This is a genomic window from Desulfuromonas carbonis, assembly GCF_054658035.1.
On the sequence record NZ_BAAHXR010000003.1, the window covers coordinates 1791158 to 1817367 of the forward strand.

Below are 26210 nucleotides of genomic sequence, written 5' to 3' on the forward strand. Positions count from 1 at the left end.
AAACTGCGATTCTGGTACAGGTAGAAGGCGACCCCTGACCACAGCGTTTATGTCAACTCCGTAGTCAGGGGCCGAGGTGCCAGTCTAATTCGAATTTAATACACTGAAGGTCTGTTTCCCGCGTTCTCCCCGAACAAAATTCCACTGGTGCTTGGCCGGGTCATCTCCTGTGTACCGGTCGATCAGTTGAAGCACAGACCGCTTGCTTGCTCCAGACCGTTTTGCAGCAGCTTCGGCCAGGACCATCTTGGTATTTACTCCTTCGCCGATACAGGTTTTGACCGCATCGATAATCTCGGCGTCTGAGCGCATTGCTTCGGCCTGCTTTTTTGAATTGAACTGCCGCTCATCGACTTTCTCAACTGACATGAACATCTCGTTGTAGCCGATATCCTTTCCACTGACATATCGGTAGCTGGCTTTTTCTGCGCCCAGTCCTCGGCTCTTTAATTCCTCAAACAGGACGATTTTTTCTTGGCTGTCGTTTCCGGAAATCAACCGCATCGTGTAGGCGCAAGAGAAATCCTCGCGAACATCTGTGGTGCCGGCATGAATCGGTTTTCCGTCGGCATTGCCCTTCTTGTTGGTATGGGCCAGGGCTATGAGTGTGCCCCCTTTGGCGGCGTATTGGCCGAGAACAAGGTTGAAGTCTCGGCAATGGCTCTTGTTCATCAAGTCAACGAACTTTTTTAGGGTGTCCAGAACTATGACTACCCCTCTGGCCAGGTCGTTGCGAATCAGGGAACGAACCTCGTTTATGAACCCTTCGGCCGAGAAACCATTATAGCCTTCAGCCAACATGTGAAAGCCGAATTCCTCGGCAATCTTCAGTTTTTCGACAAGACCACGGCTGTCATCATCCATATTGAGATAAAATACCTTTTCCGGGTCTATCCGGCCTGCTTCAATACTTTCCGTTAAAAGCTTGAGAGTCAGGAGCGTTTTGCCGGTGTTGGGCGAGGCATACAATACCGTTAACTGGCCAAGAACGGCCACTTCACCTAGAATAGCAATTCTAGCGGCAGCTTTGCGCTCAAGTTCTTCTGACTGGCCCGTCAAGGAGAAACGGGCAAGAGGATGGCTGGCAGCCGTCGTCTCTTTAGCGTTTTCAGGGTAAGCTACGATCGTTTCACAAGGTTTAAAGCGCTCCCTCAGATCCAAAATCGCAGCAATGTCTGCTTCGTTATCCTTCGCCAGCTTCACTAAAGTCGCTATCGTCACCGGATTTGACACCTCCCGGAATGAGCGCCATTTGGCTTCTATCTCCCGCCGCCCTTTGTATTTCGTTCCCCGACGACTCCAGTTGTCGGCAAGCTCAAGGCCTTCCTCGCTACCACCGGTTTCATGATAGATGGCCATGAGGACCTTAGTCCAGACTTCATACCCGCTATCCGCACTTAGATGCTCAAGAAGTGCCTTGATTTTCCGGAAGGAATCTTCGGTGGGCTCACGTTGGGGCAGTGATTGACGGGGAGCGGGTTCTGGGCGAGGAGCGGCTTTCCCGATCATCAGGAAAATGGAATCGATGAAGCCCTGATTGATTTTGGTAAACTGTGCGACGTTCTGGACGTTACAGGTGATAACCTCCTTACCCGGGCTAGGAGGCAACACCACCATTGTTCGCCCGGTCTTGATGTCGATCTTCTGTTCGACCCCTTCGCCATGCCCCGTGGTCTTTACCCAAGTACCCTCTTCTTTCCGAAAGTAGTGATGCTCGCCCTTCGTAGTCCTGACAATCATGGAGGGCCTTGCACCGTATTCCTCCTCAACTCGTTGCAGGCTCTTGACGGCTTCTGGTGTGTCCGCGTCGAATACGATGAGGTCGTCTCCAACGATAAACCCTAGGTCGTGGGCGGGGTGCTTCGACCAGTGCGCAGAAATCTTCTCGGCAGATAAGTCCTCCTGCCAATCATCCCACTTCACAGCGGTTCGCTTTTCTCCCGGGCTCACCGGAATGACCATCAAGCCGAATTTGAACCAATTGATGGCGGCATCCCCACGGGAAATTTTCCCTTGGGCCTCTTTGGGGATCTGGATAGTCCTTGGATCAATTTTTTTCATTATAAATCTCCTAATATCGGGTTGTTGAGTGCCCCTTAAAGGTGTTGCCTTTAGGGTTAAGTAAACCTGGTTTCAACTTGCCGATATTAAAAGAGAATTTTTGAATTTAATCCTAGGAAAAATATGGTAAAAAATCACATAAGGGTTTTGTTTTTCTCCTACGAAACATTAGAAAACGAGCTATTAATTCATCACTGAATCCAGGACGAACCATTTCAGTTTTCCAGTTTTTCAGTTTCCCCCCCCGAATGATCATCTCTTCCGATACCGGAACCAGTAGAGGACAAAAGCAACACTAAGTGTGACGATGGTCGTGGTAATGGGAAAGAGTAAACCCAAGACCGCTGCCCCGATGAAGCCGAGCCATTGGGTGGATTTGAAGCAGAGCAGCAATACAGAAATGATGGCCATGGAAATGAATGACGAGACCATATTGACTCCTATTTTGAGGATTTCTTAGAGGGCCTTTTCTTGGTACCCATCAGGATCTTCATGGCCGACATGAAGTTCTCAGGATCGACCCTTTCATAACTTCGCTCCAGCGCCGTCACCAGTCCTTCGTTCTTCAAGGCAGCAAGAAGAAAGCAGGCGGTATTCACGGACCTGTTCTTGAAGAGGGGTTGCAGGATTGACCATGTAAAGGGACCATCACTCTCAGCGATCAAGTCCAGCAGGGTGAAAAGAGGTACCCACTCCTTGCTGTAGATGCCACTTCCCGTATTGCCCTCGATGCACAGCAGGATTTCAGAACGTTCGTTACAGCCGATCTGGTAGGTGAGGATCGATTTGTTCATCAGGGAAGGGCAGGTGTCTTTCTTGAGTATGCGGATATCGTTCGCTTCCACAGGTCGTTCTGATCCTGCCCGTCATCGACAGACATCCTGTTAAGCGAGTAAACTCCCTGACAGAGGTGACCGATGACAACGATTCAGAAGAAGCAAGTGCAGACCCGCAGGCGCCACTCCCAGCAGTATCGAACTGAAGCCCTGGCTCTGGCCGACCGGATCGGAGTGGCGGCCGCCGCCAAACAGCTCGGTCTGCACGACAGCCAACTCTATTCCTGGAGGAGCAAGGCTCGTCTTGGCCAGGAACGCAGCGAGGTCGAAGAGAAGCTCGCCGTAGAGAACGCCCGCCTGAAGCGGCAGTTGGCCGAGCAGGCGGAAGAGTTGGCCATCCTAAAAAAGGCCGCGGCGTACTTTGCGAAAAGCCTGAAATAAAGTACGCCTTTATGCAGAACCATTCAGGCGAGTTCAAAATCACAACGATGTGCCGGGTACTCGGCGCTTCGCGTGGCGGTTTCTATCGCTGGCGCCAGCGAGGTCAACAGCCGACGGCACGGCAGCAGCGGCGCGCGTGTCTCGATCAGCAGGTGGCGAAAGCCTTCGAGGCTGCCAAGAAGCGCAAAGGGTCGCCGCGTCTTACGCGCGATCTGGCCAAGCAAGGGCACCGCTATGACCGCAAGACCGTGGCAGACAGCATGAAACGGCAGGATTTGCGGGCCAAAGCGGCCAAGAAGTTCAAGGCCACGACGAACTCGAAACACAATCTGCCGGTGGCGCCCAACTTGTTGCAGCAGGACTTTGCCGCCACGGCTCCCAACCAGAAGTGGGTGGGCGATATCACCTATCTCTGGACCGGGGAGGGGTGGCTTTATCTGGCCGTGGTCATCGACCTTTACTCCCGTCTGGTCGTCGGTTGGGCCCTGGCCGAACGGATGACCGCCGACTTGGTCTGCCAGGCGCTACAGATGGCTCTATGGCGGCGAAAGATGCCCAAAGGGGTCATCGTCCACTCCGACCGGGGGAGCCAGTATTGCTCGGCGCTGTATCAAGGGCTCTTGACGCGGCACGAGTTGCTCTGCAGTATGAGCGCCAAGGGCAACTGCTACGACAACGCCTGCGCTGAAAGCTTCTTCCACACGCTGAAGGTGGAAACCATCCACGGTGAACACTTCGCCACCCGCGAGGAAATGCGAAGCACCGTGTTCGAATATATCGAAGTCGATTACAATCGCAGCCGTGATCACAGTGCCAACGGCTACATGAGCCCGGAAGAGTTTGAAGCGCTCAATGCCGCTTAACCCCGTGTCCGCTCTTGGCGGGCAAGATCAGTTCCCTGTGAGGCGGTTCCTTGAACTTGTCCAGGCTGGCTGCGGGGCTCTTCTCGATCAATCCCCACTTCACCGCCAAATTGAACATCCTCTTGATCAGCGTCATGTGATGGTTCGCTGTGGTCGCGGAGGTTCTGGCCTTTTCCTTGGAATGGAAGGTCGATATGTCCCTGGAAGAGATGGTGGATAGCCTGAGGTTGCCAAAGGCCGGTATCAGCTGCCGGTCAATTTTCCATACGTCCTCCTGCCAGGTCTTCTTGTGCATCTTGGCGTGGGGGATATAGAAGTCTCGGGCAAAGGTGGAGAAGGTGAGGTCATTCCTCTTCTGGGACCGCTCATCGCTGGGATCGATGTCTCTGGCCAAAAGGGCCTTATGCTCGCTGACCCTTTGACGGGCATCCTGAATGGACACATGGGGGTATTCCCCAAGGCTGAGGCATTTCTTCCGGCCCAGATACCGATACCTATGTTGGAAGAAACGACGACCGTTCTTGCTGACCCTCAGGTGGAGACCGATGCACTCAGCGTCGGAATACTCGGCCTCCCTGCTGGGGCTGGCAGGATCGTGGGGTGGGATGGCTTCTATGCTGCGTTTGGTGAACGCAAAACGACGGGTAGGTTGGCTCATGGATGGCCTCCTTTCTTGGACGTAGATCTAGATATTCTTTGCGCTACGGTGAGGGGGTGAGTCTTTAGGTGGGTCTGTGGCGGGAAGGGCTAAAAGTCCGGTCCAGGTCCGGTCTTGAGGGGGCAAAAGAAAAGCCCCAACCGGGGTGGCTGGGGCGAGGTCGCTACTGGTAAGATTAATTAAGTGTGAATGGCAAGGTAGCCATTTTTATTTTTTTTAGCCTTACCTAGGGATACGAGTGAATCAAGAATTTCTGAAATCTCTCCTTCTTGTGGATTGATAAAATATTTTTTAATTTTACTTAAAGGGGTCGTTCTTTTTAGTTGGCTGATTAAGGAATACACGGCAGTTATCTGCGCAGGAAGATTTGTAGGCCAATTTCGTATTTCGATCTCATCAGTTGGTTCTTTTTTGTAAGTTCTTATTTTAAATAATCGGTCCCTAGCTGTTGCGTCTAAGAATTTGTCAGGGAGATCTGGTCGGGATGCAACGAAAAGTAAAAGTGGGTCAATCGAAAGAACCGCACCAACTGCCCACAGAAAATCAAGGCTTACTTTGTCAATGTTTACCTTTTTGCCATTTTCGACCTGAGAATAATAAGAAGCCGAGAAAGATTTCCCGGTTGATGTATGTCGCTGCGACATACGGCAAATCTCCCTAAGGCCTATCCCAGCTTTTGTTCTGGTTTCCTTTAAGATTTTACCAAGAAGATTTTCTTGATTGGGTGAGAGGTGGTTCATGGCCTGTGCCTCCATTTGAACGTGTTGTTTGAGATTTCTTGCCATTGGCGTGTTGGATATGTATCACTAAATGTTCTCCATGTCAAACATATTTCGTGGGGATATTGCCCGGAATCTGAGCTCCGAGGACCTTTCAAAAGTACACCCATGGGCAACCCCCGCCCCGGAGACTCCCCGGAGTCGAAACCCCGCCCCGGGACCTCCAATAGAGATTCCATATTACACAAACGCGAGATATGGAGACTGCCGGAATAGCCATATCGCAGAAACGCGAGATATGGGGCGGTTAGTGCTAATTCGGAGGTGGGCTTGGATTGGACGATTTTTGTTGGCCCCGGAGACTCCCCGGAGGTGTCCCCTCGTACCGGAGCATCCATAGCCTGATCTCCAGGCATCCCCTCAGCCACAAATAAAAAGCCCCTGGACCAGAATCGGACCGGAGGACAAAACGAAAGGGAGACCCCGATTGGGATCTCCCTTTGCTATTACTGGTCGGGGCGAGAGGATTTGAACCTCCGACCCCCTGCTCCCGAAGCAGGTGCGCTACCAGACTGCGCTACGCCCCGACATCACTTTCCTTGCGACAACAGACGAGACTTTTAGCACGCGAGTCGGAAAAATGCAAGCAGCTTTTGCAGGAAATTGAGCTACAGCGCCGCGCCGCAGAACTTGCAGTGGACGGCGTCGGCATCGTGTCCTTCACCGCCGCAAGCGGGGCAGGCCTGGGTCGAGACGCTGCGGCTAAAGGAACGGCTCATCTCGACGGTGACGATGCCGGTGGGAACGGCGATGATGCCGTATCCGCAGATCATGATCAGGGAAGCAAGGCTCTGGCCAAGACCGGTCTGCGGCGAGATGTCGCCGTAGCCGACGGTGGTCAGGGTGACGATGGTCCAGTAGATGCTGCGCGGGATGCTGGTATAGCCGCTCGCCTCCCCTTCGATCAGGTACATCAGCGAGCCGAAGATGATCACCAGGGTCAGGACGGTGAAGAGGAAGACGACGATCTTGCGGCCGCTGGCGCGCAGCGCCTGGCCGAGCATGCGCGCCTCGCTCAGGTACTGGACCAGCTTGAAGACCCGGAAGATGCGCAGGATGCGCAGGATGCGGATCACCAGCAGGTAGTGACTTCCCGGCAGCAGCAGGCTGAGGTAGGTCGGGAGGATGGCGAGCAGGTCGACGATGCCGTAGAAGCTGCGGGCGTAGCGCAGCGGCTTGCCGACGCAGACGAGGCGCAGCAGGTACTCGATGGAGAAGAGGAGGGTGAAAAACCATTCGGCGGCGGTCAGCAGCGGACCGTAACTGGTGCGGATGGTGGCGACGCTGTCGAGCATCACCGCGGCGACGCTGCCGAGAATGGAGAAGATCAGCAGGACGTCGAAGGTCTTGCCGGCCGGGGTGTCGGCTTCGAAAATCACTTCGTGCAGCGTCTGCCGCCAACTGCTGTGGTAGGGGGTCTCGGGTTTCTGCCAGGGCGGTTGGGGCAGGGTCATGGCGCTCTCCTGTGCCGGCTGCCGAGGGGGCGGCCGACCATGGCAGGGCTACTGCTTGAGGCTGGCGTTCACCTCGTGGGCAGTCTCCTGCAGGACGTGGCCGACGGCGTGGAGGTCCTTGCGGGCGCCGACCAGGGTCTCGCAGCCGGCGAGGGCGAGGATCATCAGCAGCAAAAGAGCGGTGAGACGGGCCATGCTTTGACTCCGGAAGGGGCGGTTCAGGACTTCGCCTTGCGGGCCCGTTCCTCACGCCAGAGGTCGATCAGCAGCAGGGTGACGCCGATGCTGATCGCCGAGTCGGCGACGTTGAAGGCAGGCCAGTGATACTGGTACCAGTGGACGTCGATGAAGTCGATCACCTCGCCGAAGCGGACCCGGTCGATGAGGTTGCCGATGGCGCCGGAGAAGATCAGCGCCAGGGAGAAGCTGACCAGCTTCTGACTCTCCTTCAGGCGGCGCAGGTACCAGAGGATGCCGCCGGCGGCGACCAGGGAGACGGTGATGAAAAAGGGGATGCGGATGGCGCTGTCGGCGAAGATGCCAAAAGCGGCCCCCTTGTTGCGGACATAGGTGAAGTGAAAAAAGTTCTCGATCACCGTCACCGACTCGTGGAGGCGGAAATGGCTGTCGACATAGAGTTTGGTCGCCTGGTCGAGGACGAGGACGACGGCGGTGACGATGGCGAGCAGGCGGTAACGGGACACGGGAAACCTCAGGGAAAGTGGCGAGCAATGAGCGATGAGCGATGAGGTTTCTCGTCGCCCGCTACTCATTGCTCATCGCGGTCAGACCAGCGCCTCGCGGCAGCGGTGGCAGACGGTCGGGTGCTGGTCGCTCTCGCCGATGGTGGTGGCGTAATTCCAGCAGCGTTCGCACTTCTCGCCCTGGGCCTTCTCGACCTTGATGCGCAGCCCTGCCACCTCTTCGCCGGCGCCGCCGTCGGGAAGTTCATCGACCAGTTCCGCCTGGGAGACGATGCAGAGGGTCGCAAGTTCCCCCTGGTAGGCTTCGATCAGTTCGCGCCAGGGGCCGGCCGGCGCGGCGAGCAGCACCCGCGCGTCGAGGGAGTGGCCGATGCGCTTCTCGGCGCGGGCCAGTTCCAGCGCCTTGGAGACATCGGAGCGGACGGCGAGGAGCTTGCTGTAGCGCCCCTCCAGATCGGCGTCGAAGAGGGCCGCCTCGAAGGCCGGGAAGGCGGCGAGGTGGACGCTCTCCTCCCGCTCGCCGGGCAGTTCCTGCCAGATCTCGTCGGCGGTGAAGGAGAGGACCGGGGCGATCAGCCGCGTCAGCGCATCGAGGATGCGGTACATGGCGGTCTGGGCGCTTCGTCGGGCCAGGCTCTTGGCCGGCGAGATGTAGAGGCGGTCCTTGAGGACGTCGAGGTAAAAGGCCGAGAGGTCGACGCTGCAGAAGTTGTGGACCGCGTGGTAGAGGACGTGGAACTCGTAGTCGTTGTAGGACTTCTCGACCCGCTTGACCAGCCCTTCCAGTCTGGAGAGGGCCCAGCGATCGATCTCGAGCAGGTCGCCGTCGGGGACCGAGTCGGCGCTCGGGTCGAAGCCGTGCAGGTTGCCGAGAATGTAGCGGGCGGTATTGCGGATGCGCCGGTAGGCCTCGGAGACCTGCTGCAGGATCTGGTCGCCGACGCGGGTGTCGTTGCGGTAGTCCTGGGTGGCGACCCAGAGGCGCAGCACCTCGGCGCCGAATTTCTGGATCACCTTCTCCGGGGCGACGACGTTCCCCATCGATTTCGACATCGGCCGGCCGTTCTCGTCGAGGACGAAGCCGTGGGTCAGCACCGCCTTGTAGGGGGCGGCGTCGCGGGTGCCGACACAGGCCAAAAGGCTCGAATGGAACCAGCCGCGGTGCTGGTCGCTCCCTTCCAGGTAGATGTCGGCGGGGCTGTGGAGCTTGGGCGTGGTCTCAAGCACGGCGGCGTGGGAGACCCCCGAATCGAACCAGACGTCGAGGATGTCCTGCTCCTTGTCGAAGTCGTCGTGGCCGCACTTGGGACAGCTGGTCCCCGCCGGCAGCAGCTCTTTGGCCTCGCGCTCGAACCAGATGTCGCTGCCGCCCTCTTCGAAGAGGTTGGCGATGTGGTGCATCAGCTTGCCGTCGGCGATCGCTTCGCCGCACTTTTTGCAGTAGACGACGGTGATCGGCACCCCCCAGGTGCGCTGGCGGCTGATGCACCAGTCGGGGCGGTTTTCGATCATGTTGTAGATGCGCTCGCGGCCCCAGTGGGGAATCCACTGCACGTCGTTGATGTGCTTGAGGGCCTTGCCGCGCAGGTCGTTCGCCTCCATGGCGATGAACCACTGCTCGGTGGCGCGGAAGATGATCGGTTTCTTGCAGCGCCAGCAGTGCGGGTAGCTGTGGGAGACCTTCCCCTCGCCGAGCAGCGCCCCGACCTCCTTCAGCCTGGCGCTGACGGCGGCGTTGGCCTCCTTCTGCACGTTGAGGCCGGCGAAGAACTCGACGTCGTCGCGGTAGCGGCCGTAATCGTCGACCGGGTTGTAGATCTCCAGGCCGTAGCGCAGGCCGGTGAGGTAGTCGTCCTGGCCGTGGCCGGGGGCGGTGTGGACGCAGCCGGTGCCGGCTTCGAGGGTGACGTAGTCGCCGAGGACGAGGAGGGAGTCGCGCGCAAAGAGGGGGTGTTTGCAGCGCAGCTTCTCGAAGATCGGGGCCTGGAAGGTGGCGCGCAGGGTGAAGTCGCTGATCCCGAGCTTGCCGAGGACCTGCTGGTAGAGCCCTTCGGCCATCACCAGCAGCTCACCGCCGGTCTCGATGACGACGTAGGGGAGCTCCGGGTGGAGGCAGACCGCGAGGTTGGCCGGGATCGTCCAGGGGGTGGTGGTCCAGATCACGAAGGAGAGCTTTTGCCCGGCCAACTCCGCCAGTTCGGCCGGCAGGGTGTCAACGAAGGGAAACTTGACGTAGATCGACGGCGAGGTGTGGTCATCGTACTCGACCTCGGCCTCGGCCAGGGCGGTGACGCAGGAGGGGCACCAGTGGACCGGTTTCTTCCCCTTGTAGAGCCCGCCGCGCTCGGCAAAGCGGGCCAGCTCGCGGGCGGTCGCCGCCTCGTAGCGGGTCGTCATCGTCAGGTAGGGGTGCTGCCAGTCGCCGAAGATACCGAGGCGCTGGAACTCCTCGCTCTGGGTGGTGATCCAGTTCTGGGCGTAGCGGCGGCACTCCTTGCGGATCTGCGCTTTGCTCATCCCGCGCTTTTTCTCGCCGAGTTCCTGGTCGACCTTGAGCTCGATGGGGAGACCGTGGCAGTCCCAGCCCGGCACGTAGGGGGCGTAATACCCCTGCATGCGCTTGCTCTTGACGACGATGTCCTTGAGGATCTTGTTGAGCGCGTGACCGATATGGATATGGCCGTTGGCGTAAGGGGGACCGTCATGAAGGATGAAGGTGGGGCGACCGGCGTCGGCCCCCTCGAGCTTGTCGTTGAGCCCCAATTCCTGCCAGCGCTGCAGCATCGCCGGTTCCCGTTGCGGCAGGTTGGCGCGCATCGGAAAGTCGGTGACGGGGAGATTGAGGGTCTCTTTGTAATCCATTGGTGGTCCTCCCGGGAGCCCTGGGGTGGGAAAAATCAAGTCATGTAAGGTAGCAAAATGGCAGGATAAGTCAAGGGAAAACCGGGCCTGGCGGGGGAGGTGACGGGAGGTGGTTGCAGCTGGCGGCGGGCGAGGCGGGCGGGGGACGCAGGGCGCCATCGCCCTGCCATCCCCGCGTCATCCCGGGTCGGCGCTCAGGCGCTGAGCCGGAACTCGGCGCCACTCTCCTGCTGGAGGAGGTCGAGGCTGCGCCGCAACAGGGTCGAGATGCTGGTGTCGGCACGTCTGGCCAGGTCCTGCAGCACCTGCATTTCGTCATCATTGATACGGCAGGAGATGATGTACTTTTTGGGGTTTTCCACCGGTCGGCCCATGGCTGCTGCTCCTTTGCTGGGAAAGATTTGCTCGACGCACCCCGATCGGGGTATTGCGTCAAAATGTTGCGTATACATAAGTGCAAAGGTGCTGCCAGCGGGAAAATTATTTTTCTGTAACTTTACAATTATTTAAATTTCAACAGGTTGGGTCGATTTTGGGTCGATCTGGCGGGAGTGTGCTCGGGGACAGTTTGGACAAAATGACGCACATGGGCGGCATTGTGGTCAGGATGACCCAAATTACGGCGAACTCTGGTGGCGCCGGCTGAGCAGGAGGTAGCCGATGGCGCCGGCCAGCAGCGAGGCGCTGAAGATGCCGACCTTGGCGTCTTCGACCTGGCCGGGGAGTTCGAAGGCGAGGTTGGAGATGAAGAGACTCATGGTGAAGCCGATGCCGCCGAGAATCCCGATGCCGAGAATGTCAATCCAGCGGGTGCCGCGGGGGAGGTCGGCGAGCTTCAGCCGCACCGCCAGCCAGGAGAAGGTGAAGATGCCGAGGGGCTTGCCGATGAGCAGGCCGCAGACGACGCCGTGGGTGACCGGGTTGCTGACGGCGGCCTGGAGGTCGCCGAGGCTGAGGGGAATCCCGGCATTGGCGAGGGCGAAGAGGGGCATGACGCCGAAAATCACCCAGCGGCTCATGACGTGTTCCATGCGCTGCAACGGACTCATGGCGTCGTGACAGACATGCTCCAGGGCGAGCAGGGTGCCGAGGCGCGATTCGTTGTGGAACGGACCGTCAATCGTCTCGAAGTTGCGGAAACGGTCGAGGAGCGTCTGCACCCGGCGGAGGAACTCGTCCCTGGAATGGCGCGGCTGGACCGGGATGGTGGCGCCGATCAAAACTCCGGCGATGGAGGCGTGCACGCCCGATTTAAGCAGGGCGAGCCAGAGACCGAATCCGACCAGGGCGAAGAAGTTGGGATTCTGCAGGCCGAAGCGGTTGCCGGCGACCAGCACCAGCAGTCCGAGCAGGGCGATCGCCAGGGGCAGCAGGGCGAGGTCCTTGGTGTAGAAGAGGGCAATGACCAGGACCGCGCCGAGGTCGTCGACAATGGCCAGGGCGGTCAAAAAGATGGCGAGGGAACGGGGGATGCGGTCGCCGAGCAGGGCGATGACGCCGAGGGCGAAGGCGATGTCGGTCGCCATCGGAATCCCCCAGCCGGTGACGGCGGGGGGATTGGGCGCGAGGAGGAGGTAGATCAGCGCCGGCAGCAGCATGCCGCCGAGGGCGGCGGCAATGGGAAGGGTCGCGTTGCGCAGGCTGGCGAGTTCCCCCGCCAGCAGTTCCCGTTTGATTTCGAGGCCGACGACGAAAAAGAAGACCGCCATCAGGCCGTCATTGATCCAGTGATGCAGGCTCCTGGTCAGGCCGAAGTGATCGAAGCCGACCGTCAGTTCCATTTCCCAGAAATGGTGGTAATAGCCGCTCCAGCTGGAGTTGGCGAGGAGCAGGGCGATGAGGGTGGCGCCGAGGAGAACGATTCCCCCGGCCACCTGGCTTTTGAAAAAATCCTCGAAGGGACGCAGCAGGTTGGAAAGGCGGACCGGCATGACGGCCTTTCTTCACATTGGGTTTGGGGCGTTCGGAGCGACAGCGCTTTCTACTGTTAAGTCTGCCAGAAGGGCGCGCAGGCGCAAGGGCCGGTCCGGCGCCGAGCTCAGAGTAGAAAGTCGGTCGAGAGGAAGTTCGACCGCCCTTCCCGGGTGATGGTGCGGATCAGCTCCTTGTTGAGTTCGCCCTCCTTGGCGGCGACCAGGGTCCGGATCGAAAAGGCGCGCAGGGCGTCGCTGACCGAGAGCGTCCCCTCGGCGGAGCCCTTGCGGCCGGTAAAGGGAAAGATATCGGGGCCGCGTTGGCACTGGCTGTTGAGGTTGACGCGGCAGACCTGGTTGACCAGCGGGTCGATGAGGGGGGCGAGAGTCTGCGGATCGCTGCCGAAGAGGCTGAGCTGCTGGCCGAAGTTCGACTCGACGACGTAGCGGATCGGTTCCTCGACGCGGTCAAAGGGAACCACCGGGATTACCGGGCCGAACTGCTCTTCATGATAGAGGCGCATGGCCGGGGTGACCGGGTAGACCAGCGCCGGATAGAAGAAACTGTGGCGGATTCGGCCGCCGGCCGCGTTGCAGACTTCGGCCCCCAGGGCGATCGCATCGGCGACGAGTTCGCTGAGATAGGCGGGTTTGTCGGCTTCCGGCAGCGGAGTGAGGGCGACCCCGGGCTGCCAGGGCATGCCGAAGGAAAGGTTGCCGATGGCAGTGGCAAGGCGCGCGACGAAGGGGGCGGCGATGGAGCGTTCGACAAAGAGAATCTTCAGCGCGGTGCAGCGCTGGCCGTTGAAGGAGAGGCTGCCGAGGAGGCACTCCTGCACCGCCAGGTCGAGATCGGCGTCGGCGAGGACGATGGCCGGATTCTTGGCCCCCATGCCGAGGACCCCGCGCAGCCGGTGCGGGGCGGGGTGGGCCTTTTTCAGGGCGTCGGCGGCCCGGGCCGAGCCGATGAAGGCGAGGACATCGACGTCGCCGGTGGCCATCAGCGGACCGAGTACCTTGCGCCCTTCGCCGTAGACGGTATTGATCACCCCGGGGGGGAAGCAGTCGCGAAACGCTTCGAGGAGCGGCCGGTAGAGGAGGATGCCGAGGCGCGGCGGCTTCAGGACCACGGTGTTGCCCATGATCAGGGCCGGGATCAGGGTGGTGAAGGTCTCGTTGAGCGGGTAGTTGAAGGGGCCCATGCAGAGAACGACGCCGAGGGGACCACGCCGGGTCTGGGCGATGATCCCTTCCTCGATCACCAGCCGCGAGGAGCTGCGGTCGAGGTCCTTGAGCGCTTCGATGGTGTCGGCTATGTAGCTGGCGGTGCGGTCGAATTCCTTGCCGGCGTCTGCGGCGCTCTTGCCGACCTCCCACATGACCAGTCGTACCACGTCCTCGCGCACTTCCCGGAAGCGGACCAGGAAGTCCTGGACGTGGCGAATGCGGTCGGCCACCGCCATCGTCGGCCAGGGACCGCGCCCCTGGCCGTAGGCATCGCGGGCCGCCACCAGGGCGGCGAGGGCCTCGGCCTCGTCGAGGAGCGGGTAGTGGCCGATGACGACCGGGCTCGCCCCCAACGGGGTTTCGAGCCAGACCGGCGAACGGGCTTCACCGTAGGGGCCGGGCCAGTGGCGCAACTCGCCGTTGATCAGATATTCGTCCTGCTCCAGGGGGGGCAGGCGGTAGGCTTCGGGGATTTGCCCGGCGGTCGGGAAGAGTCGGTCGATCCGTTGCGGCAGCGTATCCATGGTGATCTCCGTGACAAGGTGGGAGGGGTGTTACCAAGTGTAACCGCTGACACCAGGATGCAAGCTGTCGGGAAGGAATAATCAGCCGGGGAGGGCGGCGGGACAGCGGGACCGTAGCGGACAGGAGGGACAGCGCGGACGGGTGCGGCAGTAGACCTTGCACTCTTCGACGATCAGGGCATGGAACTCGTTGAAAAGCTGCGTATCAGGCGGCAGGGCGGTCATGAAAAGGGAGCGGACCTGATGGTAGGATTCGCTGCCGCGCAGCAGGCCGAGGCGACCCAAAAGTCGCCGGGTATAGGCATCGACGACGAAGGAGGGGCGCTGGCCGGCATAGAGGAGGATGGCATCGGCACTCTCCGGCCCGATGCCGGGCAGCCTCAGCAGCTCGGCCCGCACCTGGTCGAGGGGGCGGCCGAGCCAGCCGGGGAGGTCCCCGTGGTGGTGGGCTTCGAGGTAGCGGGCAAAACCGGTGAGGCGCGCTGCCTTCTGCCGGAAAAAGCCGGCGGGGCGGATCATCGCTTCAAGCTCGGCCAGTTCCCGGTCGAGGATCCCTCGCGGGGTGAGCGCGTCGGCCGCGCGCAGGTTGGCGATCGCCTGCTCCACGTTGCGCCAGGCGGTGTTCTGGGTGAGGATGGCGCCGATCACCACTTCGAAGGGGGATTCGGCCGGCCACCAGTGGCGGGGGCCGAAGTGGTGTTGCAGCAGTTCAAAGATGGCAAGGAGCTGCGCTTTCACTCTGACCTGCCGGTAGCGAGGGTGGCGAGACGATCGGCGGCAACCGTGTCGCCGTCGCTCGCCAGGGCTTCGCCCGCTGCGGGGAGGGTGAGCAGGGTGGCGAGAGCCTCTCCCCAGTCGCCGCTGCGCAGTTGCCGGTTGTCGATGGGGAGGGCCCGGGCATAGCGCCGCAGGCCGGCGATCAGCAGCTCCTGCTCGCGAAAATTCCCCCGTTCGGTGTAGAGCACCGCGGTGTCGTTGGCGATCGCCTCGGCGACGATGCCGTACCCCGGCTTGGTGACGACGACATCGGCGGCGGCGACCAGATCCGGGTAGAAGTAGCTCCCCTGAGGAATGAGACGCAGGTTGGGCGCCGCCGCCCCGAGGGCCGGTTCGCTGAGGAAGATCCAGTCGTGAAGGCGGCCGAGGGGAGCGGAGTCGAACTCGGTGAGGCCGAAGCCGCCGAAGGAGATCAGGGCGATGCGCTTGGCGGCGGGGAGGCCGAGCTCCTGGCGGATGACCGCGGGCGGGCGCCGCGCCTTGCGTGCCACCAAAGGCAGCAGTTCGACGCTTGGGCCGGGTGGAAACGGGCCGCGAAAAGGGAGGGCGAGAAAACGCTCGGCCGCGGCGTAGTCGGCGGCGAGGCTGGCCGCCACCGCCGCCAGCTCCGGCGCTTCGGCGACGAAGCCGCGGCAGATCCAGTCCCAGGTAAAGTTGCTGACGCCGATGCCGGGAATGCCAGCCTGGCGCGCCGCCACCAGGGGGAGGGCGGGGATGTCGCTAACGACCAGCGCGACCCGATCCCGCTGCAGGGAGGCGGTCTCGGCGGCCAGCTGGGCGTCGCGCCGGCTGAGGAGTTCCCGCCAGGCGCAGCCGGTGGCGGCGAGATCCATCTCCAGGCTGTCGCGCTGGATCACGCCGATGTCGAAGGCTGCGCTGCGCACTGCTGTCGCGGGAAGACCGCCGGCGCGCAGGAACCAGGGGGCGGCACTGGTGACGACGTCCACCGCCAGCTGCGGGTGGCGCCGCCGCAGGGCCGCAATGATCTGCAGGGAACGGCTGGCGTGGCCGAGACCATGACCGCTGATGTAGTAACGCAGGCGCATGGGGGATAGATAGCACGCGCGATGAAATCGGGCAAGCGATCCCGGTTGGCCCCGCCAGGGGCCGATCAGTTGCTGCGGTAGAGATCGAGGAAGCGCTCCTGGATGTCGAGGGGGAGGACCACCCAGTAAGGGCTGCCGATCAGGTCCCGGATCTGGCGCCGCTGCTCCTCGCGGCTGAGGTTCTCCCAGTTGCGGGATTTGACGGGCGGACGGGGTGGGCGCGGCAGAGCCGACGGGGCGGGCAGGGGCATGGTCTCCTCCGTTACGGGTGCGAGGGAAGCATCTCTGCCTGGAAAAATAGCCCCGGTCGGGACCTTTGACCACGGTGATCGCCGCAGCAATAGCGGTTCGGGGGGACGGTCGACGAGTGCGCAAATGCGCACGGGGTCGCTTCAGGTGATGTGGCGGGGGAGCTCGATCCAGAAGGTCGCACCGCCCCCCGGGGTTTCCTCCACCCAGCAGCGGCCATTATAAAGCCGGGCGATCTTGCGTACCGTGGCGAGGCCAATCCCCGTGCCGCGACTGCCGGTTGCGGTCGAGCCCCGATAGAAGGGGTCGAAGATGCGTTGGCGTTCCGCCTCGGGAACCCCGGGACCATGGTCGCGCACGAAGAGCCGGACCCGCTCCGCGGCAGCGCGGCTGCCGATTTCGATGGTGGCACCCGGTGCCGCCGCATAGCGGATGGCATTCTCGAGCAGGATGGTGAAGAGCTCCCCGATCAGGGTCTCCGGGAGTTGCAGTTCGGGCAGCTCCTCGACCGCGACCTGCAGGCCGAGACGATTGATTTCCAGACTCTGTTCGTTGAGAACCTCCTGCAGGATCGGCTGCAGCGGGAGGGGCGCCGGCGGCGGCGTGACCCGCCCGACCCGGGAGAGGGTCAGCAGATCCTCCATCAGGGCGAGCATCTTCTGCCCCTGGGTCTCGATTTCACCGAGCAGTTCGATCCCCTGGGCGTCGAGGCGGTCGCGGTACTCCTCGCGCAGGAACTCGGCGAAGCCGATGATCGGCGTCAGCGGGCTGCGCAGGTCGTGGGAGACGGTATAGACGAAGGCGTCGAGTTCCTGGTTGGCCGCGAGAAGTTTCTCCTCGGCCAGTTTGCGGGCGGTGATGTCACGATAGACGGCGAGCTTCTCGATGACGCCGTCCGCAGTGCGCAGGGGCGAATGGATGATTTCGTAGCGGCGCAGGTTGCTTTCGATTTCGCGCTCCTCGCGCACGATTTCGCCGTTCCGGACCCGTTCCAGGGGGCACCAGGGGCAGGGCGAGCTGCGCCGATGCAGGGCCTGATAGCAGATCGCCCCCTGAACTTCGCCGAATACCTTCTGCAGCGCCCGGTTGGTAAAGCTGATCCGGAACTCGGGACCGACCAGGTAGGCGAGATCTTCCATGGAGTCGAGGAGCATGCCGAGGCGGGAACGTTCTTCCTCGAGCTGGGCCGTCCGCTGGCGCACCGCCCTCCCCAGGCGCCGGCTATGGTTGCGCAGCCGTGTTTCAAGCCGCCGCTGGCGGCTGGCGTCGATGAATGATTCGATGCCGCCGATGATGGCGCCCTGCTCGTCGCGCAAATAGTCGACGTTCTTGCTGAGGAAAACGCGGCCGCCGTCCTTGCGGCGGATGGAGCAGGAGGTGCCGATGATCGGCTTTTGTTGCAGCGGGTCGAAGAGACCGCACCCCTTGCCGCAGGGGATGCCGGAGAGAAACGAACAGTGCTGCCCGATCGCCTCGGCAGCTGAATAGCCGGTGATGCGCTCGGCTTCGGCATTCCAGCAGACGATGTGTTGCCCGGAATCGACGACAAAGAGGCCGCTGGGGATGGTTTCGAGGACTTTTTCCAGGGAGATGCTTGCAATAAGCGGATCGAGTCGGGTCACAACGGCTCCAGAGGAGAGTGCGGCCGGTGCGGCCGGTGGTGAGGGCGCCGAATTCATGGAAAATCTAACATATTCCTCCCGGGGGGCAAGGGGCAAGCAGATTTCCGGCGCGGGCGACGACGGCGACCTCGACCCGCAGCGCCCCGCCGGCGCGCAGGGTCCGCGCGCATTCCCGGGCGGTACTGCCGGTCGTCATGACGTCATCGACAAGGAGGATGTGGCAAGGTCCGGGTGCCTCGCCAAGGGCAAAGGCGCCTTTCAGGTTGCGGCGGCGCACAACAGCCGGCAGCCCCTGCTGCGATGGCGTCGCCCGGGTGCGCCGCAGCAGGCCGGCCGCCACCGGCAGGCCGAATTGGCGGCCGAGGCAGCGGGCCAAAAGGAGTGACTGGTTGTAGCAGCGCTGGCGCAGGCGGGAGGGGTGGAGCGGGACCGGAACGAGCAGCTGCGCCGGGCCGGGATCGAGACGGGCAGCGAGGAGGGCGCCAAGGGGGTGGTCGAGGCCGATCGCGTCGGAGTACTTGAAGCGCTGTACGGCCCGGCGCAGCAATCCGTCGTAAAGTCCCGCGGCCTGCACCCGGGAAAAGGGCGGGTCTTGCTCGCCGAGGCACTCGGCGCAGAGATGGTTCTGACCGCCTGCGGTGACAAACGGAAGAGCACAGCGACTGCAGCAGGGGGTGGAAAGGGGCGGGATCTCTGCGCGGCAGGCCGGGCAGAAGACGGTGGCCGGGCCGGGGGGGAGCAGGTCGAAACAGAGGGGACAGGCCGGCGGGAGCAGGAGGTCGAGGAGTTCGTTGGCGGCCTGCGTCAGCCAGGCGGCAAGGCGCATTTCTTCCCCCCCCAGGGCGATCTGGTTGTTGCCGCCCGGTGGGCGGCGATTGCGGATCAGGGCTCCAGCAGGCTCTTGCCGGTCATCTCCCGTGGCTGCTCCAGGCCGAGCAGGTGGAGGAGAGTCGGTGCGATATCGGCGAGGATGCCGCCGCTGCGCAGGGTGGCGTCGCGGCGATCGGGATCAACCAGCAGAAGCGGCACCGGGTTGGCGGTGTGGGCGGTATGCGGCCGCCCCTCGGCATCGACCATCTGCTCACAGTTGCCATGGTCGGCGGTGATCAGCAGGCGCCCGCCGGCTGCGAGCACCGCGTCGACGACCCGGCCGACGCAGCCGTCGACGCACTCCATGGCACGAATGGCGGCGCTGAGCTGGCCGGTGTGGCCGACCATGTCCGGGTTGGCGAAGTTGAGGACGATCAGGGCGAACTCGCCGGTTGCGATGCGGGCGACGACCTCGTCCGTGACCGTCGCCGCGCTCATCTCCGGTTTCTGGTCGTAGGTGGCGACTTCCTTGGGCGACGGGATCAGGACCCGCTCCTCCCCCGGGAAGGGAACCTCGCTGCCGCCATTGAAGAAGAAGGTGACATGGGCGTACTTTTCGGTCTCGGCGATACGCAGCTGGCCTCCCCCGCTGTCGGCGACCACCTCGCCGAGGAGGTGGGCATAGCTCTGGGAGGGGAAGGCGACCGGCAGCTCAAAGGTCTCGTCGTACTCGGTCAGGCAGACGTAACTCGCCAGGCGCGGGACCCGGGGGCGGACAAAGCCGTTGAAGGCCGGCTCGGTGAAGGTGCGGGTCAGTTCCCGGGCGCGGTCGGAGCGGAAGTTGAAAAAAATGATGGCGTCGCCGTCGGCCACGGTTGCGGGCGCTGCCCCCTTGTCCGCGATGATGCGTGGTTTGACAAACTCGTCGGTTTCGCCGGCGGCGTAGGCGGCGGCGATCGCCGCGCCACTTGATGCCGCCAGCTCCCCCTCGCCGAGAACCAGCCCCCGCCAGGCCCGCTCGACGCGCTCCCAGCGATTGTCGCGGTCCATGGCATAGTAGCGGCCGGTAATGCTCGCCACCCGGCCGCATTTCAGATCGGCAAGTTTCGTTTCCAGCTGTTTCAGGTAGTCGGTAGCACTTTGCGGCGGGGTGTCACGCCCGTCGAGAAAGGCGTGAATGCAGATGTCGGCAATCCCCTGACGCCGGGCGAGGTCGACCAGGGCATAGAGGTGCTCGTTGTGGGAATGGACGCCGCCGTCGGAGAGGAGCCCCATCAGGTGCAGCTTGCCACCGCTGTGCTTGAGCCGCGCCAGGGCGGCGCAGAAGACCGGGTTGGCGAAGAATTCGCCGTTCGCGATGCTCTTGCTGATGCGGGTCAGTTCCTGGTAGACGATCCGTCCGGCGCCGAGGTTGAGATGGCCGACCTCCGAGTTCCCCATCTGGCCGGCGGGGAGACCGACATCTTCACCGGAGGCGCCGATGCGGGTGTGGGGATAGTCCCGGAACAGCCCGTCGAGGCGCGGTGTGCTGGCCTGGCAGACGGCGTTGGCGGTGCAGTCGGGGTTGATTCCCCAGCCGTCAAGGATGATGAGGGCGACCGGGCCGTTCAATCCTGGTCCTCGTTCCATTCTTCCCTCTCGCCATGGTGGATGGCCCGCATTTCGACGGGCGGGATATCCTGGATCTGCTTGCGCCCGGCGAGGCTGAAACTCCCCCAGGTGGCGCAGGCGGGACAGCGGCTGCGCCACTCGTCGACGGTCTCTTCGCAGACATCGCAAATATAGCCGAGGCGGAGGTGGGAGTCGATACCGAGGGCCTTTTTGTATTCGGCGATGGCGTCATCCATCCGCTTGCGGCGGCGGTGCGCCTCGGCCAGCAGCAGGTGAAGCTGACGCGATTCGACGCCGGTGCTTTCCACCGCGTAGAGTTGTTCGAGCGCCTCGTCGACCATCTCCAGGCGCAGGCAGAGTTTGCCGTAAAAGAGGCGCAGCACGAGGTCGTCGTTGCGGTCATTGAGAAAGTTCCGGTAGAGGCCGAGCAGCGTTGCCGGGTCTTCGTTGGCGAGGTAGATCTCCTCCAGACGCGAAAGGAAAATGCTCTTGCCGAGTTGTCGGTACCCTTCCTGCCAGACCTCGACGGCCGCATCATTCCGCTTTTGCAGGCGGTAGACGTCCCCGAGGGTAACCCGGGCCGGGACGAAGGCCGGGTCCTGCTTGATGATCTCCTTGAGTTCGCCCTTGGCCTGGTCGGCCTCCGCGGTTTCCAGCCCCTGCTGGGCCACCTCGTAGCGCAGGTATAGCGCCTTCTGTTTCTCCTCGGCGAGGCGGTTGGCCCCCGGTCCCGCCTTGAGGATCCGTTTCTGCAGGGCCAGGGCCTCGGTCCAGCGGCCGTGGCGAATATGCAGGTCACGCAGGCAGCGCAGCGCCTTGCGGTTGTCCCCTTCGATCTGCAGCAGGTCCTGGTAGACCTGGGTGGCCTGGTCGTCCTGGCCGGTCTCTTCGTAGGTGGTGGCGAGCTTGAAGAGGACCTCGAGGCTGCGTGGTTCGATGCTGCGCGCCTTGAGGAGCTGGTTGAGGGCCTCCTGGGGGTGTCCCTCCTGGAGGTGGACGTTGGCCATGGCGATATAGGTGTCAACCCGGGCCGGATCGCGCTCCAGCGCCTTTTGCAGCAGACCGTGGGCGCGCTTGATGTCGCCGGAGAGGAGCCGGCCGACCCCCTCCCGGTAGATCGCCCCCACCTCCTTGGCCTTTTTCTCCAGACGGTCGCGCCGCCAATGCTTGAGCATGTGGCTGACGGTGCCATAGAGGTGGGCGGCGTAACCGACGATCAGCCCGATCAGGATCGCACCGACGATGATGATCGCAACCGAGTAGGTGACGCTGTGCTCGGGCCAGAAATAGATCGTCAAGTCCTGGGGGTTGAGGCCGGAAAAATAAAGGAAGAAGACCAGAAACAGGATGATCAGCAGCAGGAATGACATGATGGTCATGAGCTTCTCCTGGGGACGGCGCCCGAGATAAAAACCTTATTCACCGAACTTTTCGATGTCGGTTTTGCATTCGATACAATAGCGGGAAAAGGGCCGGACGTCGAGGCGGCGCGGTGCGATCTCCTCTTCGCAGCGCAGACAGATGCCGTAATCGCCGCTTTCAATGCGCTCCAGCGCCGCATCGATGTCGCGCACGGTTTGCTGCTGGGTCTCGCTGAGATTGAGGAGCACGTCGCGGCTGTAGGTATTGGCGGACATGTCCCCGAGGTCGGGAACGCCGTCCTGGCCGAGTTCACGGCTGGCGGCATGGGCATCCCGGACTTCCTGCAACAATTCCTTGCGCAACTGCAGCAACCGCCGGCGCGCCCCCTCGAGTTCCTCTTCGGTCATGACCTCTCCTTGCCGCGCATGGTCAGCGGTTGTGGTAGGGTTCGTTGCGCAGAATCGTCAGCCCGCGGTAGAGCTGCTCGCAAAGGAGCAGACGGGCCATCTGGTGGGTCAGGGTCAGGGCGGAGAGGGAGAGGAGCAGGTCAGCCCGCGCCTTCACTGCATCACTCAGCCCGTAGGCGCCGCCGATCACCAGCGCCACCTCACCGGTCCCGTCCAGCATCTGTTTGCCGAGCAGGTCGGCCAGCATCTCCGAGCTGAACTGGCGCCCCCCTTCGTCGAGGACGATGGTGAAGGCCTTCGCCGGCAGTCGCGCCAGCAATCGCTCCCCTTCGTGTTCGCGGATCAGCCGCTGGTCGTGCTTGCGGCCCCCCTTCTCTTCTTTGAGTTCCACCTCGGTAAAGCCAAGGTAGCGCCCGATCCGACCGGCGTACTCGGCGACCCCGGCCTGCAGCCAGGGCTCGGAGAGCCTGCCGATGCAGTAGAGCGTCAGGCGCATCAGCGCGGCGCCGCGGCGCCTTCCGGTTCCGGAACCGGCACCGTCGGCGCCTCGCTCCAAAGACCGTCGAGGTCATAAAACTCCCGGACCGGCTCCTGAAAGATATGGACCATGACGTCGCCGTAATCGAGCAGCACCCAGCGCCCCTCGTTCATCCCTTCCACCGCCAGCGGCGCCGTGGCATGGTCGTTTTTGAGGCCGAGGCGCACCCCCTCGGCGATCGCCTGCACCTGCCGGTCCGAGCGTCCGGAGGCGAGCAGCAGGTAATCGGTCAGGGAGGAGAGCTCTTTGACCTCGAGAATGCGAAGATTGAAGGCCTTCTTGTCGAGGGCGAAATCGGCGGCCAGCAGGGCGCGGTCTTTGGACAGCAACGGCGTTACCTTTCCAGGGGGCGATAGAACCCCCGGTGTCGGATATGCTCCGCCACGGCGGGCGGAACGAGATAGCGGATCGAGCGGCCGGCGGCGACCAGCTGGCGAATCCGCGTCGAGGAAATGTCGAGGTAGGTTTCCGCCAGGAAAATCAGCGAAGTACCGCCTGCATGCCGCCAGGTTTTTGACGTCGCATCATAGCAGAACTGGTCGCGCATGGCAACGGGGAGCAGCTCCTGCGGTTGTTCGCTGTTCACCCCGGGACGCGGCGCAACGACGATATGGGCCAGGCTGAAGAGCCGGCGGTAGTCGCGCCAGGTCGGGAGGTCGCGAAAGGAGTCCATGCCGATGAGGAAGAAGAACTCATCGCTTGGCTGCTCGCGCCGGAGGATCTCCAGGGTATCGACGGAGAAGCTCTTGCCGAGGCGCCTCCCCTCGAGGTCGGAGGCGAAGAAGTCGGGATGGTCGGCAATCGCCGCCTCGACCATCGCCAGGCGTTCGGCAAAGGGGACTTCTTCAGCCACCGACTTGTGCGGCGGCGTTGCCGCGGGGAGGAACATTACCCGATCGAGGGCGCAGACTTCGCGCACCTCTTCGGCGACGCGCAGGTGCGCGAGGTGAATCGGGTTGAAGGTGCCGCCAAAGATGCCGATGCGCATAGGGCCAGCGATGAGCGATGGGCCACGAGCCAGGAGGGGGAGAGTTCTCGCACCTCGGCGCTCGTGGCGCGTTACGATCGAATCTGTCCGTCGCCGAAGACCACGAATTTGCGGGTGGTCAGATCCTCCAGCCCCATCGGGCCGAAGGAGTGGAGTTTGGTGGTGGAGATGCCGATTTCGGCGCCGAGTCCCAACTGGTTGCCATCGGAGAAGCGCGACGAGGCGTTGACCATGACCACGCTCGAATTGACCTCGCGCAGGAAGCGCTGCGAGTTGCGGTAGTCACCGGTGACGATCACCTCGGTATGCAGCGAACCGTAGCGCTGGATATGGGCGATCGCCTCGTCGAGATCGTCGACGACCTTGACCGCCAGGATCAGGTCGAGGAATTCCATCCCCCAGTCGCCAGCGCTGGCAGCCGCCACATCCGGGGCGAACTCCCGGGTGATCGGGCAGCCGCGCAGCTCCACCCCCTTGGCCCGCAGGGTGGCGGCAATGAGTGGCACAAAGGTCTCGGCGATGTCCTTGTGGATGAGGAGGGTCTCCATCGCGTTGCAGACGCCCGGGCGCTGTACCTTGGCGTTGACGCAGATCTCCTCGGCCATGGCGTAGTCGGCGCTGGCGTCGATGAAGGTGTGGCAGACCCCCTTGTAGTGCTTGATCACCGGAATCCGCGAGTGCTCGCTGACGAAGCGGATCAGGCTTTCACCGCCGCGGGGGATGATCAGGTCGATCTCCTCTTCGAGCTTGAGGAGTTCGAGGACCGCCTCGCGGTCGCTGGTGGCGACCACCTGCAGGGCGGCCGGTGGCAGGCCGAGCCGGGCCAGTTCCCCCTTCAGCACGCTGCCGATGGCGCTGTTGGAGTGGAGCGCCTCGGAGCCGCCGCGCAGCACCACGGCGTTGCCGCTCTTCAGGCAGAGCCCGGCGGCATCGGCGGTGACGTTGGGGCGCGACTCATAGATGATGCCGATCACCCCCAGCGGGATGCGCATGCGGCCGACCTGGATGCCGTTGGGGCGCCGCCACATGCCGGTCACTTCGCCGACCGGGTCGGGGAGGAGGGCGACTTCGCGCAGGCCGTCCGCCATCGCCCGGATGCGGTCCGCATCGAGGGTGAGGCGGTCGACCATGGCCGGCGCCATGCCGCGATCACGGGCAGCGCTCAGGTCGAGCTCGTTGGCCGCCAGCAGCTCGGCGCTGCGCGCCTCGAGGGCTGCCGCCATCCGTTCCAGCAGCTCATTCTTGACCGTCGTCGAAAGGTTGGCCATAACCCGGGCGGCCGCATTCGCCTCCTGCGCCAGGGCGAGCATCGTTTCGCGTAGGTTCATGCGCAAACTCCTTTGACTTCCGTTGGCTTTGCCTATTTTTTCAGGACGAGGTTGTCGCGGTGGATGACTTCGTCGTAGTACTTGTAGCCGAGCACCCCCTCGATTTCCGAGGTCTTCTTGCCCATGATGCGCAGCAGTTCGGCGAGGGCATAGTTGATGACGCCGATCGCGAACTCCTCGCCGGCGAGATCGCAGATGCGCACCGCGTCACCGCGATCGAATCCCCCCTCAACCCCCTGGATGCCGGAAGGGAGCAGGCTCTTGCCCCGTTCCACCAGGGCGCGCTTGGCGCCGTCGTCGAGGAGCAGTTTGCCGCGCGGCTTCTTGGTGAAGGCGATCCAGTGCTTCTTCGCCGCCATCCGGTCGCGGGCCGGCAGAAAATAGGTGCCGAGCTCTTCGCCGTCGAAAAGGCGTTGCAGGACGCCGGGAGTGCGGCCGTTGACAATGGCGGTACCGACGCCGTAGAGGGTGGCGCGCTTGGCCGCCTTGATCTTGGTCGCCATGCCGCCGGTGCCGTGGTCGGTGCCGGTGTCGCCGGCGGCGGCTTCGATCTCCTCGCCAATCCGTTCGACCAGCGGGATCAGTTTGGCGTCGGGGTGCAGGTTGGGGTCCCGATCATAGAGGCCGTTCACGTCGGAAAGGATCACCAGCAGGTTCGCCTCGACAAGGTTGGTCACCATCGCCGAGAGGTTGTCGTTGTCGCCGAAGCGGATTTCATCGACCACCACGGTGTCGTTCTCATTGATGATCGGCACGACCTTGAAGTCGAGCAGGGTCATCAGGGTATTGCGGGCGTTGAGATAGCGCCGACGGTTGGCGAGGTCGTCGCGGGTCAGCAGGACCTGGGCGACGGTGTGGCCGGCCTGGCCGAAGGCCCCCTGGTAGGCGTGCATCATCCGGCTCTGACCGATCGCCGCCGCCGCCTGCTTGAGGGGAATGGTCGCCGGTCGCCCGCTGATGCCGAGGGCACCCTTGCCGGCGGCTACGGCGCCGGAAGAGACCAGCACCACCTCGTAACCGCGGCGGATCAGCTCGGAGAGGTCGTGGGAGAGGGTGGCGAGCATCCCCTCGTCAAGGCCTTCCGGCCCGGAGATGACGCCGCTGCCGACCTTGACGACGACCCGGCGAACATGGGAGAGCAGGTTTTTGCGCATTGCCAGAAGCTTTCGCGGAAGTGGCCGTATTTTAAGCAAAACCGGCCGAAATCTTA

25 protein-coding genes and 1 tRNA gene are annotated in these 26210 nt (G+C 62.6%); 1 reads left to right on the forward strand and 25 read right to left on the reverse strand.

The genetic code is table 11. The features are described 5' to 3' along the window. Positions 1-84: 84 nt before the first annotated feature. Both ACYQ8E_RS15055 and ACYQ8E_RS15060 read right to left on the reverse strand, forming a co-directional pair. A complete protein-coding gene (locus ACYQ8E_RS15055; protein WP_459861304.1) occupies positions 85-2061 on the reverse strand; it encodes a PriCT-2 domain-containing protein in 1977 nt (658 codons plus the stop codon). A 440-nt stretch (positions 2062-2501) separates the two neighbouring features. After that, the gene (locus tag ACYQ8E_RS15060) at positions 2502-2906 is read right to left on the reverse strand and encodes a hypothetical protein (RefSeq protein ID WP_459861306.1); all 405 of its coding nucleotides are present in this window, start codon (positions 2904-2906) and stop codon (positions 2502-2504) included. Positions 2907-2978: 72 nt separating this feature from the next. Here ACYQ8E_RS15060 and ACYQ8E_RS15065 point away from each other — a divergent pair. Beyond that, positions 2979-4141 (forward strand): IS3 family transposase gene (locus tag ACYQ8E_RS15065; protein ID WP_459861308.1). Its coding sequence is split into 2 segments (ribosomal slippage): positions 2979-3240 and positions 3240-4141, totalling 1164 coding nucleotides; the frame shifts between segments, so codons are not numbered across the junction. Here ACYQ8E_RS15065 and ACYQ8E_RS15070 read toward each other — a convergent pair. From ACYQ8E_RS15070 to proB, 23 genes are all read right to left on the reverse strand, one after another. Then, positions 4128-4799 (reverse strand): tyrosine-type recombinase/integrase, encoded by a 672-nt coding sequence (locus ACYQ8E_RS15070; protein WP_459861310.1) that lies wholly within the window; start codon positions 4797-4799, stop codon positions 4128-4130. The genes ACYQ8E_RS15065 and ACYQ8E_RS15070 overlap by 14 nt on opposite strands. A 179-nt stretch (positions 4800-4978) precedes the next feature. After that, the gene (locus ACYQ8E_RS15075) at positions 4979-5539 is read right to left on the reverse strand and encodes a helix-turn-helix domain-containing protein (protein ID WP_459861312.1); all 561 of its coding nucleotides are present in this window, start codon (positions 5537-5539) and stop codon (positions 4979-4981) included. A 489-nt stretch (positions 5540-6028) separates the two neighbouring features. Beyond that, positions 6029-6105 (reverse strand) — tRNA-Pro (locus tag ACYQ8E_RS15080). Positions 6106-6186: 81 nt separating this feature from the next. Further along, entirely contained in the window at positions 6187-7032 is an 846-nt protein-coding gene (locus ACYQ8E_RS15085; protein WP_459861314.1) for an ion transporter, read from the reverse strand. Positions 7033-7080: 48 nt separating this feature from the next. Further along, complete coding sequence (locus ACYQ8E_RS15090) at positions 7081-7227, reverse strand: hypothetical protein (protein ID WP_459861316.1); 147 nt, start codon at positions 7225-7227, stop codon at positions 7081-7083. Positions 7228-7250: 23 nt separating this feature from the next. Further along, positions 7251-7736, reverse strand: coding sequence for a signal peptidase II (gene lspA / locus ACYQ8E_RS15095; RefSeq protein WP_459861318.1), 486 nt, complete (start codon positions 7734-7736; stop codon positions 7251-7253). A gap of 81 nt (positions 7737-7817) precedes the next feature. After that, complete coding sequence (gene ileS, locus ACYQ8E_RS15100) at positions 7818-10598, reverse strand: isoleucine--tRNA ligase (RefSeq protein ID WP_066724423.1); 2781 nt, start codon at positions 10596-10598, stop codon at positions 7818-7820. A gap of 194 nt (positions 10599-10792) precedes the next feature. Next, entirely contained in the window at positions 10793-10972 is a 180-nt protein-coding gene (locus ACYQ8E_RS15105; protein ID WP_066724425.1) for a hydrogen-dependent growth transcriptional repressor, read from the reverse strand. Between the two features lie 243 nt (positions 10973-11215). Continuing rightward, the gene (nhaA, locus tag ACYQ8E_RS15110) at positions 11216-12529 is read right to left on the reverse strand and encodes a Na+/H+ antiporter NhaA (protein WP_459861320.1); all 1314 of its coding nucleotides are present in this window, start codon (positions 12527-12529) and stop codon (positions 11216-11218) included. Between the two features lie 107 nt (positions 12530-12636). After that, entirely contained in the window at positions 12637-14262 is a 1626-nt protein-coding gene (locus ACYQ8E_RS15115) for an NADP-dependent glyceraldehyde-3-phosphate dehydrogenase (protein ID WP_066724431.1), read from the reverse strand. An 81-nt stretch (positions 14263-14343) separates the two neighbouring features. Continuing rightward, positions 14344-15000 carry an endonuclease III domain-containing protein gene (locus tag ACYQ8E_RS15120; RefSeq protein ID WP_066724434.1) on the reverse strand — a complete coding sequence of 219 codons (657 nt, stop codon included), beginning with the start codon at positions 14998-15000 and terminating at the stop codon, positions 14344-14346. Further along, the gene (locus tag ACYQ8E_RS15125; protein ID WP_459861323.1) at positions 14997-16085 is read right to left on the reverse strand and encodes a hypothetical protein; all 1089 of its coding nucleotides are present in this window, start codon (positions 16083-16085) and stop codon (positions 14997-14999) included. The genes ACYQ8E_RS15120 and ACYQ8E_RS15125 overlap by 4 nt, the downstream gene beginning before the upstream one ends. 65 nt (positions 16086-16150) lie before the next feature. Then, positions 16151-16336, reverse strand: coding sequence for a hypothetical protein (locus ACYQ8E_RS15130; RefSeq protein ID WP_459861325.1), 186 nt, complete (start codon positions 16334-16336; stop codon positions 16151-16153). A gap of 141 nt (positions 16337-16477) precedes the next feature. Further along, positions 16478-17956: a sensor histidine kinase gene (locus tag ACYQ8E_RS15135; RefSeq protein WP_459861327.1), complete on the reverse strand. Its 1479-nt coding sequence runs from the start codon at positions 17954-17956 to the stop codon at positions 16478-16480. A gap of 64 nt (positions 17957-18020) precedes the next feature. Then, positions 18021-18782, reverse strand: coding sequence for a ComF family protein (locus ACYQ8E_RS15140; RefSeq protein WP_459861330.1), 762 nt, complete (start codon positions 18780-18782; stop codon positions 18021-18023). Positions 18783-18838: 56 nt separating this feature from the next. Further along, entirely contained in the window at positions 18839-20377 is a 1539-nt protein-coding gene (gpmI, locus tag ACYQ8E_RS15145; RefSeq protein ID WP_197463774.1) for a 2,3-bisphosphoglycerate-independent phosphoglycerate mutase, read from the reverse strand. After that, on the reverse strand, positions 20374-21756 hold the full coding sequence (locus tag ACYQ8E_RS15150; protein ID WP_066724461.1) for a tetratricopeptide repeat protein: 1383 nt from the start codon (positions 21754-21756) through the stop codon (positions 20374-20376). The genes gpmI and ACYQ8E_RS15150 overlap by 4 nt, the downstream gene beginning before the upstream one ends. Before the next feature lie 36 nt (positions 21757-21792). Further along, positions 21793-22146, reverse strand: coding sequence for a TraR/DksA family transcriptional regulator (locus ACYQ8E_RS15155; RefSeq protein ID WP_066724464.1), 354 nt, complete (start codon positions 22144-22146; stop codon positions 21793-21795). 22 nt (positions 22147-22168) lie between these two features. Then, on the reverse strand, positions 22169-22642 hold the full coding sequence (gene rlmH, locus ACYQ8E_RS15160; RefSeq protein ID WP_066724467.1) for a 23S rRNA (pseudouridine(1915)-N(3))-methyltransferase RlmH: 474 nt from the start codon (positions 22640-22642) through the stop codon (positions 22169-22171). Next, positions 22642-23013, reverse strand: coding sequence for a ribosome silencing factor (gene rsfS / locus ACYQ8E_RS15165; RefSeq protein ID WP_066724470.1), 372 nt, complete (start codon positions 23011-23013; stop codon positions 22642-22644). Before rsfS ends, rlmH begins: the two co-directional genes overlap by 1 nt. Positions 23014-23018: 5 nt before the next feature. Next, positions 23019-23672, reverse strand: a complete 654-nt coding sequence (nadD, locus tag ACYQ8E_RS15170) for a nicotinate-nucleotide adenylyltransferase (RefSeq protein ID WP_066724473.1) — start codon at positions 23670-23672, stop codon at positions 23019-23021. A gap of 71 nt (positions 23673-23743) precedes the next feature. After that, complete coding sequence (locus ACYQ8E_RS15175) at positions 23744-25000, reverse strand: glutamate-5-semialdehyde dehydrogenase (protein WP_066724475.1); 1257 nt, start codon at positions 24998-25000, stop codon at positions 23744-23746. 32 nt (positions 25001-25032) lie between these two features. Further along, complete coding sequence (gene proB / locus ACYQ8E_RS15180; protein ID WP_066724477.1) at positions 25033-26154, reverse strand: glutamate 5-kinase; 1122 nt, start codon at positions 26152-26154, stop codon at positions 25033-25035. Between the last annotated feature and the right edge of the window lie 56 nt (positions 26155-26210).